At 42.8% G+C, this 9502-nt stretch carries 10 protein-coding genes; 4 read left to right on the top strand and 6 right to left on the bottom strand.

Features of this window, described 5'->3' with window-relative positions:
- The first annotated feature begins 5 nt into the window (after positions 1 to 5).
- Genes AB5Y90_RS11835 through AB5Y90_RS11850 form a run of 4 tightly spaced genes read left to right on the top strand, consistent with a single transcriptional unit; the run spans position 6 to position 3521 of the window.
- On the top strand, positions 6 to 1067 hold the full coding sequence (locus AB5Y90_RS11835) for a nucleotidyltransferase family protein (RefSeq protein ID WP_040095532.1): 1062 nt from the start codon (positions 6 to 8) through the stop codon (positions 1065 to 1067).
- Entirely contained in the window at positions 1067 to 2038 is a 972-nt protein-coding gene (locus AB5Y90_RS11840; RefSeq protein WP_335875372.1) for a Gfo/Idh/MocA family oxidoreductase, read from the top strand. The genes AB5Y90_RS11835 and AB5Y90_RS11840 overlap by 1 nt, the downstream gene beginning before the upstream one ends.
- Before the next feature lie 23 nt (positions 2039 to 2061).
- On the top strand, positions 2062 to 2751 hold the full coding sequence (locus tag AB5Y90_RS11845) for an acylneuraminate cytidylyltransferase family protein (RefSeq protein ID WP_235462293.1): 690 nt from the start codon (positions 2062 to 2064) through the stop codon (positions 2749 to 2751).
- The gene (locus AB5Y90_RS11850) at positions 2751 to 3521 is read left to right on the top strand and encodes an oxidoreductase (RefSeq protein ID WP_335875373.1); all 771 of its coding nucleotides are present in this window, start codon (positions 2751 to 2753) and stop codon (positions 3519 to 3521) included. The genes AB5Y90_RS11845 and AB5Y90_RS11850 overlap by 1 nt, the downstream gene beginning before the upstream one ends.
- A 289-nt stretch (positions 3522 to 3810) precedes the next feature.
- Here the strand turns inward: AB5Y90_RS11850 and AB5Y90_RS11855 are convergent, their stop codons facing one another.
- The 6 genes from AB5Y90_RS11855 to AB5Y90_RS11880 are packed head-to-tail and all read right to left on the bottom strand — an operon-like array spanning position 3811 to position 9497.
- The gene (locus AB5Y90_RS11855) at positions 3811 to 5913 is read right to left on the bottom strand and encodes a motility associated factor glycosyltransferase family protein (protein WP_005353008.1); all 2103 of its coding nucleotides are present in this window, start codon (positions 5911 to 5913) and stop codon (positions 3811 to 3813) included.
- A 30-nt stretch (positions 5914 to 5943) separates the two neighbouring features.
- Entirely contained in the window at positions 5944 to 6246 is a 303-nt protein-coding gene (locus AB5Y90_RS11860; protein WP_005353014.1) for a hypothetical protein, read from the bottom strand.
- A gap of 8 nt (positions 6247 to 6254) precedes the next feature.
- The gene (fliS, locus tag AB5Y90_RS11865; protein ID WP_005353017.1) at positions 6255 to 6677 is read right to left on the bottom strand and encodes a flagellar export chaperone FliS; all 423 of its coding nucleotides are present in this window, start codon (positions 6675 to 6677) and stop codon (positions 6255 to 6257) included.
- A gap of 24 nt (positions 6678 to 6701) precedes the next feature.
- Positions 6702 to 8102 (bottom strand): flagellar filament capping protein FliD, encoded by a 1401-nt coding sequence (gene fliD / locus AB5Y90_RS11870; protein WP_368166902.1) that lies wholly within the window; start codon positions 8100 to 8102, stop codon positions 6702 to 6704.
- A 38-nt stretch (positions 8103 to 8140) separates the two neighbouring features.
- A complete protein-coding gene (locus AB5Y90_RS11875) occupies positions 8141 to 8611 on the bottom strand; it encodes a flagellar protein FlaG (RefSeq protein WP_080559463.1) in 471 nt (156 codons plus the stop codon).
- A 28-nt stretch (positions 8612 to 8639) separates the two neighbouring features.
- On the bottom strand, positions 8640 to 9497 hold the full coding sequence (locus AB5Y90_RS11880) for a flagellin (protein ID WP_005353021.1): 858 nt from the start codon (positions 9495 to 9497) through the stop codon (positions 8640 to 8642).
- Positions 9498 to 9502 lie beyond the last annotated feature (5 nt).

Genomic DNA, 9502 nt, shown 5'->3' on the forward strand with positions numbered 1-9502 from the left:
ATAGGATGAGCAAAAATTGGGAAAAAGTAGTGCTGTCACCTGAACATTCGGTGCGTGATGCCTTGGCAGTCATCAATGCAGAAGCGCTGCGGGTTTGTCTGGTGGTGGATGACTTACGGCACTTGCTGGGTGTCGTGACAGATGGCGATGTTCGCCGCGCCATCCTGAACAATGTCTCCCTGACGCAAAGCGTCACGGCGGTGATGAACTCCACCCCCATCACAGTCTCGGCCAAACTGACCCGTGCGCAGCTGCTGGAGACTATGCGCGAGCACAGCATTCTTTCCCTGCCTGTAGTTGATGACGCTGGCAAGTTGATCGGACTTGAAACGTGGGAAAAAGCAACCAGTCAACCAACATATGATAATCCTGTTTTGATCATGGCTGGCGGGTTTGGGACTCGACTTAAGCCACTTACAGATACCTGCCCGAAGCCTATGCTAAAAGTTGGTGATAAACCGATTTTAGAGACCCTGCTTAATCAATTTATCAAAGCAGGGTTCAAAAACATCTATATTTCTACTCATTACATGCCTGAACTTATCACTGATTATTTTGGTGATGGTTCTGCTTGGGGTGCAAATATTAAATATATTCATGAACAACATCCACTTGGAACAGGGGGCGCATTAGGTTTATTGCCTGCCAATCTGCCTCCGCTACCACTGATCATGATGAATGGGGATGTGTTAACAACTGTGGACTTCAACAGTTTGCTAGATTTTCATACTCAGAATGGTTCAGATGCCACAATGTGTGTTCGTGAGTATAATTATCAAATTCCTTATGGCGTGATAACGGGAGAAGGAAATAACATTACCAGCATGGTTGAAAAACCCGTACATCATTTTTTTGTTAATGCAGGTATCTATGTTGTTAATTCATATATAGCGCAGTCAGTGATCAAAGGAGAACGTATTGATATGCCGACCCTTCTTGAGAAACATATGCAAGAAAAAAAACGTATATCAATGTTCCCCCTTCATGAATACTGGTTAGATATTGGACGAATGGAGGATTTTAACAGGGCCCAGTCAGATATTTCTACACTAGGATTCCGCTCATAATGGAACGTATCGCTGTGATTGGCCTGGGTAATATATCTATTCGCCATAGACATAATCTTAAGTATCTCTATCCTTTTGCTTCCATCTATGCAATGTCAGCCAGTGGTCAGGTGGCCGCAAGTGAGGTCAGTGATTGCGATGTGTTTGTTTATTCGGTAGAGGAGCTGATTCAGCATCAGATCGAACTCGCGATCATCGCATCCCCTGCGACATTGCATGCAGTTCATGCAATCCCTCTGATAAAAGCGGGCATTCCCGTTCTGATTGAAAAACCCCTGGCGGCATCGCTTGCCGATTGTGAGGCCATTCAGGCTGCCAGCCAAGAGCACAATACTCGGGTGGCTGTCGGATATTGCCTGCGTTATTTACCGTCGGCCATGCTCATGAAAGATCTGTTGACTGAGCAGAAAGTGGGCCGCTGCTACCATGTCCAGGTTGAAACCGGGCAATATTTGCCGGACTGGCGCCCCAACATAGATTATCGCCACAGTGTCTCCGCACGAGCAGAATTGGGTGGCGGGGTGTTACTGGAGCTCAGCCATGAATTTGATTATATCCAGTGGCTGCTTGGACCGCTTCAAGTAAAATACGCAAATTTGTCTTCTTCCGAAGAGCTTGGCCTGTCGGTTGAGGACATGGCCGATATCATACTTGGCGACACAACGGGCGCCATTGCCACGGTTCATCTGGATTTTCTCCAACGAAAAGCGCATCGCAAATGCCGAGTGATTGGCAGTGAAGGTACGTTGGAGTGGGACCTGATTCACAACTCAGTCACATTTAGCTCGGCCAACGGTATTGAGATCATCTACTGTGATCCCGCTTGGGATAAAAACCAGATGTATCTCGCTATGATTTCAGACTTTGTCAATCTTATTCAGGGGAAAAAGAATAATGGTGCCTCAATTGAGGAGGCTACACAAACGGTTACACTGATTAAAGAAGTCAAAGCGTACTCTCATTATCGATAACAGGTAACCGGAACTTGAATCAGATGAAAAATTTCGCGTTTATTTTCGCTCGTGGTGGTTCAAAAGGGTTGCCAGGTAAAAACATTCGCCCATTAGCGGGAAAACCCTTGTTGCAATATTCCATAGATACGGCTCTGGCATCACCTTCGATTAGCCAGGTGTTTGTTTCTACGGATGATGCTGCCATTGCTAACGTTGCCATCTCATCCGGTGCGGTGGTTATCGAGCGCCCATCCGAATTGGCGACAGATAGCAGTCCGGAGTGGCTTTCCTGGCAACATGCCATTGAATGGGCCACCGCGCATTATGGAGCATTCGATGGTTTCATCAGCTTGCCGGCAACCAGCCCGCTGCGCAGTGTGAGTGATGTTGAAGCGGCCATTGCCAAACGTTGTGAGCAAAATGCCGATATCTGTATCTCCGTCACGCCAGCTAATCGCAGTCCCTATTTCAACATGGTAAAGAAAACGGTGGATGGCCGGGTCGAGTTGGTCAATAAACCGGCGGGCAATGTTGCTCGACGCCAGGATGCGCCCCAGGTTTTTGATATCACAACCGTGGTATATGCAACGACACCAGCCTTTGTGCTGGCACACTGTGGGCTGTTCTCGGGAAAAGTCACCAGTATCGAAGTGCCGAAAGAACGCGCTGTCGATATTGACGACATTTACGACTTTAAACTGGCAGAGGCTATTATAGGAGTGCGGAAATAATGAACAATTTGTTAAAACATAAGTGTTTTTTGGTCGCAGGTGCAGGTGGCTTGCTGGGATCTCATTTGGTTCCATCCATTCTTGCCCAAGGGGGCAAGGTTATTGCAGCAGATATCAATGTCGATGCCATGGCCCAGCGTCTTGCCACTCAGGGTGTAGACATTGCAGACGATAATCTGACGTTGATATCGCTGGATGTAACCTGCGAGGGAAGCCTCAAGACATTATTTGCACGACAAGAACATCTTGATGGTGCAGTCAATGCCACCTACCCGAGAAATAAAACCTATGGCGCACATTTTTTTGATGTATCACTTTCTAGTTTTAATGAAAATATATCTCTTCATCTGGGTAGTGCTTTTTTATTTACTCAACAATGTGCCGCGTACTTCAAAACACATGAAACTGCGTTTTCATTAGTCAATATGTCCTCCATATATGGTGTTGTTGCACCTAAATTTGACATTTACAACAATACAAAAATGACAATGCCTGTGGAGTATGCGGCAATAAAATCTGCAATACAGCACTTGAGTAAATATGTTGTCACATATGTGAATGACAGCCGTTTCAGAATTAATTTGATCAGTCCGGGGGGATTACTTGATAATCAATCTGAAATTTTTTGTCAAGCCTATAAAAAACAGACATGTGGAAAGGGAATGCTTGATGTTTCAGATGTTGTAGGTAGCGTTATGTTTCTATTATCAGATCAATCCAGATATGTGACCGGACAAAATATTGTCGTGGATGACGGTTTTTCTTTATAATAAGACACACTCCACCGTCATTTCGCAGCTGTATTTAGTATTTTTGCTTGATGATGAGCAGCCATTCTGAACCATTATTCTATTTCAGGTAGGTCATCATGGCTACATCTATTTTATTTATCCATACCTCAATCCCCCAAGTTTGGTCGCTGCCAGGTTTTGTGGTAACTACTAATTATGGGTAATCCTGTTTCTGATATGCCAAAATACAATACGAAAAGCATTGTGATAACTGATTGAGTCACGTAAATATGATAATATAAAGCCCAAGTAAAACTTGGGCTTATAATTAGTTACTGCGATATAGACTAATAATTTCACAATCTACTTTGTCAGGACTATCAAGCGCCTGAGGGTATAACTCTTTGGCTTTCAATAGATACGCATTAAATATTTCAAGTGCATCACTTACTGCCTCCAACGTTTCCTCTTCATCCGCGAAAGCATGACAAAAAGTGATGAGGAAACTAAATAAATAATTGAATGTACCGATTAGAACCCTGGAGATATGACATTGTCTACTGTTTTCTATCATCAGTAAATACTCAAATTGCCTCATCATTCTATTGACAACGTCAGCACGTGATAGTAAAGGTTCTTTCCACTCCAAGAGAACCTTATCGATAAAGAAGTTGAAATAATCAACATCAAGAGCCGAAGCCACCCTGGATCTATCAATATTAAGTGGTTTGAAGACCTCCGCCGCAATGAACTCAATAATATCAATCTTATTAAAGGAAATTGGGAGCTCACCAAACTGATTTTCTTTTATATCTAAAGCATCGGCGCCTTCTATTTTTGCCCCATGGGAGGTATTAAAGAAGTTTGTGCCAGAATATTCCCTTATAAGCCGTTCCATGACTCTGATTGAAGTAACAAACATTTTGCTAGAGATAACTTCCCCACCAAAATTACCAGGAATTACCTGATCAGACCCAGCTGTCGCAAGACGTTGTAATGCAGCAATAGGGGCGCCATTATCATCATAATAAGAGCTTAACCTGGAATGATGATGCTCACTGTCATAATGACCATTATCGATACCAAAAAGGTATATCTCTTTGAATCCCAAGCGGGCCGCAACTGAAATTCCCGTATTTCCAACCAAAGGGTTAACATGACTAAAATAATCAAATCCTTGAATCTCTTCGAAATTAATACTAGCAAGAGATAGCATTGGCTCGTTAGGCTTGAATGCTAAAAGGCTACGTCTAAAAAACTGGTGGCAATCAGGGTGAGTGAGATCAGTACTTATATACAATATATCTTTAAGATAATCTTCATCATTAATCAATGCGATGAAATCTGGTACCGCTTTCGTTCTTTCTATGGTTACATATATATCAGGTTTAATCCCTTCTTTGTGCAGCGCTGAAATACTGCTACCACATGATATTAATATGGCTTTATTTTTATTCTCTTTTATATATGGAATGGTGGCATCTAACGATGGACCATTACCTATAATGAATACTGGTACAGTGTTATATTTATTAGGCAGACTCTTACCTTTGACTAAAAATGGAATACCTTTTGAAATGTTTTCAACGCTATGCGAGAGAGCTAACATATTATCGTCGAAAAATCCCCAGCCCATAGTAAAAAGAAAGAACTCTTTTTTCATTTTAGCGACAAGATGTTCAATAATTTCTGATGGGTAGTGCACTAGTCCGACAGGGGCCGCGGCAATAAATGGCCCAGCTTTGTGAATAGCATGTAGTGCATCATTCATCAAGTTATCTTGATCCTGCCCTAAAAAAATATGGAGCCTGAGATTCTCTGCCATAATGTAATCAAGTAAAGATGCCCAATCAAAAGCATAGAGTGAAGCATAAAACAGATCTAGATCAGGTTCAAAAACAAACAAATTGGCAACCTTGCAGGTTTCATATAAATAACCTAGCTGATATCCTAAACCTACACCAAACATCATCATGAATGGCATTGATTCAGGGACTTGCTGAAGGGGACTGTATTCACTTCTTTTCTTTGCCAAAAGCTCAGCAAGTTGATTTAAATAATCAATATGAATTTGATTAAAAAAATTTTTCTCTGTTCCAAAGCGAATACCACCACTAGCACTAGAGGACATCATATGCTTTATTTGTTGCTGGCATTGATAATATGGGTCATCGCCATAAATAGCTACATTTTCATCTATCCACGCTAGATTAGGAATTCCATTTTCAGTGCAGAAAAATCTAAATTCTCTTTGTACTTTATAATTTATAAAAGCCTTGTGTATAGATGGTATATATTTAGAGAACGCAACCATATTTTGCTCAAAACGAATAGGCAAAACTTCAGCCATTGCTTTCTCTTGCTCAGCCTGAAGCATTATTCGCTCAGCATCTTGTGTTATTTTTGCTAGTATCTCTTCAGGCTTAATCATATCCCCTCCCAGTCACCACGCTGATTATAATTAAATTTCGTTTGCTTTATAGTGATTAATTGCTTTGTTTTTTTTACTGATAGAAAAGACTTCCTTCTGTACTATTTGCTTTGCCTCTTCCAGTTTCTTTTTCACTATAATACTTGCATTTAATATGCTATCAAGCTGTTCTAAATGACGCTCCTCCCATCCATTGGCAAAATAGAGAGAAGAGATGATTGCTTCTCTCTCATCAAATAGTTCATCAAGGGTATCAAAACTTTCCGATTCCACATATGTTAATATGTGCGCTGTATTACGCTGCAACGCGTCAAGCAACTGTTTATATGCCACGATAAAACCTATAAATCCCCAAGTGATTGCCGGATAGTATACGCTTTTTGCTTTTCCTGATCAGGTATCTTATCCCAAGACTCTTTGATCATTAACATAAGTTTCATAGACTCATCCAGAGGTGACACCTCCATTTTTACGCTAGCATCCAGCAGACGTTCACCCATATATTCATAAAGAGAGAATAATCTTTCTGATATTTCACCTTGAGACATATCAAGGCTATCTTTCAATCCATTTAAAATTGCATTTGCCGATGAAATACGATCGCTTTTTAACTGATAATCACTGCGCTCAATTGCACCTTTAGCCTGAGCGACTCTTTCTAAAAAACCTTGCATTAACAACTGAATAACCTTGTGTGGATCTGCAACAGACAGCTCAGCTTCAAGTGAATTTTTCTTATAGACGCCAAGTGATTTGTTGTACATGATAACCTCTCAAAAACTATCCGTTTAGGACTTCTTGTTCATATTAACCAAGGTAGTCAAGCTACCCATAGATGAATTCATCCTGGCAACCAATACATCCAAGCGGGCATACTTCTGGCGCAACCCCTCTTCGTACTTAGTAAGATAAGCATCAAAATCTACACGTTCCTGTTTAATTGACCTGACATCCCGTTCAAGACTATCACGTCTTTTATCAAGAGAGCCTGCGGACTTAGTATATTCGTTCAATTGTGAATCAAGTCTCTTCGCCAACCCGGTTTCACCAGAAAAGACACTTTCCAACTTACCAAAATTCTCATCCATCACTTTTGTCAATTTTGCATTATCAATAGACAAACGTCCTTTTTTATCAATGTTAATGCCCACATTAAAAAGTGAGTCGTTGTCTACGGTAGATAATGAGAGCTCTTTGAATAAAAGGCTCTTAACACCATTGAGAGTTTGATCGCCAGCTAGAGGACCTGAATCCCCCAGTCGCTCGCCACCCACTATCGTTGGTCGCTTACCCAGTGTATCCATAGTATCCATCAAAGCGTTATATGATTTAACGAACGCCTCAATATTTTCCTTGGTTTTTCCTTTATCCTGTTCTACGGTTACCTTGGTTGTTTTATAGTTATTCGCCGCATCTTTTTCACTCAATTGTAACACGGTAAACGACGTATCTTGGATCACATTGTCAAATTTATTCGTAGCACTATTAACTTCCAGGCCGTCGATTTCAACTATTGCATCTTTTGCATTTTTTTGGCTTCCCATAACAGATGCAGGATCACTGGTTGAAAAACGCTGTAAGTCCGCATTACTGGCTGCCACCTGTAAATCATTACCTTGGCCACTCACGGATGACTCAATAACAAGTCGTGACTTACCATCGACATTTATAATATTCGCAGAGACGCCGAAATTATTAGATGCACTATTAATTTTATTCCGCATGTCGAGTAAGGTGTCATTAGCGGCCAAATCAACATTAAGGGTTTTCCCCCCAGCACTAAATGTCAATGTACCAGCAGATAACGTTGCAATATCGGAGGAAGATGTAAATGCGTTATCAGCCGAAATAAAAGAACTGCCAGTGGCAAGCTGCTTAACTGCAATATTGTAATTTCCAGTATTGGCTTTATTGGTTGCCGTAAATGCCAGTAGCTGATTATCTGCAGACTGGCCAATCGTCACCTTGTTACCAGAAAAATCTGCTGGTTTAGCCAGTTTTTGTAATGCAGAATTAAAGGTACTGATAGCTGACTTGAGTTGACCTATACCAGAAAGGTTGCTGTTCAGGCGAGTTTCACGGCCCACAATGCGCCTTTCAAATTGTGTTTTTTTGGCACTTAACTCTGCCTGGATCAAATCATTAAGTGGCAAATTGGACCCTACACCTGCTGAGCTTATACTCGCCATTTCAATATCTCCCCATATGAGATCAGGCTACCACCTGTTCAGATTGACTGATCAAACAAGAGGCCTATTTGCTGAGCACCATCAATTCTCTTGGCCAACTCAAGCTCCTTGAACCGCCGAGATATGCTTAACATTTCCTCACTTGGTATTTGCCTGATCAGATCCCCAGTTTCCTTGTCATGCAACTTAATCACCGTTTTACCGGCTGTTTTATCCTGACTAATATTCAAGTACCAGCCCTTTGTTGCAACAGCCTCTTGCAATTCTTGTACCTGTTTTTCCAAATCAGCCTTCTGCTGCCTTAAATCATTTACCGAGGAACTTAGAGCGCGCAGAGATGCCCCTTTTGATTCAGCTTCATTTGATCCTGCTCCACCAATGGGTCGTGTAGTCACGTTGCCCTCCAGTTTCGGATTGGTCGATGCAAAAACAGCAGCCTCCCGGCTGCCGTTATCACTACGCCCTACAACAGGAGAGGAGCTAACGCCTACATTTAAATCGGTCGACATAATAGCCTCCTAGTACCCATAATCAGTATTAACGTAACAGCGAGAGCGCGCCATTAGGGCGCTGGTTTGCCTGCGCCAATACGGTGGAGGCTGCCTGCTGCAAAATGTTGTACTGGGTCAGCGTCGCCGTCTCTACTGCAAAGTCCGCATCACGTACCCGAGACCGGGCAGATGAGAGGTTTTCGGCGATATTTGCCTGGTTGCGAATGGTCGACTCCATCCGATTCTGGATTGCACCCAGCTCAGCCCGTTTCCGGTCTACCCCGGCTATCATCTTGTCCACTGCACCGAGCACACTCTGTGCGTTATCCTGGGTTGAGATAGACAACGTCGCAATTGAAGCGAATCCTCCAGCGGCTGAAGCGGCGGCATTTATGCCTGAAATACTAAAACCATTGGCTTGAGTCAGTGAAAAACTGATGGTTTGTTTGGCATCCGCCCCTACCTGGAAAACCCCTTTATAGGTGCCGTCCAGCAACTTGGTCCCACCAAAAGTAGTATCTTTGGCAATCCGGTTAATTTCAGTTGCCAACTGTTTGACTTCTTGTTGCAGCGCAGAACGGTCAGCATTTGTGTTGGAGCCGTTGGCTGACTGCTCGGCCAGCACCCGCATCCGCTGGAACATACCGGTGATCTCTTCCATCGCCCCTTCAGCGGTTTGTGCCAGAGAGATACCGTCATTGGCGTTACGGTTACCCTGGTTCAAACCGTTGATCTGGGAGGTCAAACGGTTGGAGATCTGCAGACCGGCCGCATCATCTTTGGCACTGTTGATCCGCAAGCCAGAGGAGAGGCGTTGGTAGGCGGTATCCAGCGCCTTATTTGTATTCATCAGGTTCCGCTGAGAGTTCAGCGAGGACACATTGGTATTAATAAACATCGACATGATAT

Source organism: Aeromonas sp. R4-1 (genome assembly GCF_040908325.1).
In the GTDB taxonomy this organism is placed as follows: Bacteria; Pseudomonadota; Gammaproteobacteria; order Enterobacterales; family Aeromonadaceae; genus Aeromonas; species Aeromonas veronii.

What these genes read in the sequence shown, in the direction of transcription:
- AB5Y90_RS11835 (WP_040095532.1), top strand. Translation starts at nt 6, where the DNA reads ATGAGCAAAAATTGGGAAAAAGTAGTGCTGTCACCTGAACATTCGGTG.
- AB5Y90_RS11840 (WP_335875372.1), top strand. Translation starts at nt 1,067, where the DNA reads ATGGAACGTATCGCTGTGATTGGCCTGGGTAATATATCTATTCGCCAT.
- AB5Y90_RS11845 (WP_235462293.1), top strand. Translation starts at nt 2,062, where the DNA reads ATGAAAAATTTCGCGTTTATTTTCGCTCGTGGTGGTTCAAAAGGGTTG.
- AB5Y90_RS11850 (WP_335875373.1), top strand. Translation starts at nt 2,751, where the DNA reads ATGAACAATTTGTTAAAACATAAGTGTTTTTTGGTCGCAGGTGCAGGT.
- AB5Y90_RS11855 (WP_005353008.1), bottom strand. Translation starts at nt 5,913, where the DNA reads ATGATTAAGCCTGAAGAGATACTAGCAAAAATAACACAAGATGCTGAG.
- fliS (WP_005353017.1), bottom strand. Translation starts at nt 6,677, where the DNA reads ATGTACAACAAATCACTTGGCGTCTATAAGAAAAATTCACTTGAAGCT.
- fliD (WP_368166902.1), bottom strand. Translation starts at nt 8,102, where the DNA reads ATGGCGAGTATAAGCTCAGCAGGTGTAGGGTCCAATTTGCCACTTAAT.
- AB5Y90_RS11875 (WP_080559463.1), bottom strand. Translation starts at nt 8,611, where the DNA reads ATGTCGACCGATTTAAATGTAGGCGTTAGCTCCTCTCCTGTTGTAGGG.
- AB5Y90_RS11880 (WP_005353021.1), bottom strand. Translation starts at nt 9,497, where the DNA reads ATGTCGATGTTTATTAATACCAATGTGTCCTCGCTGAACTCTCAGCGG.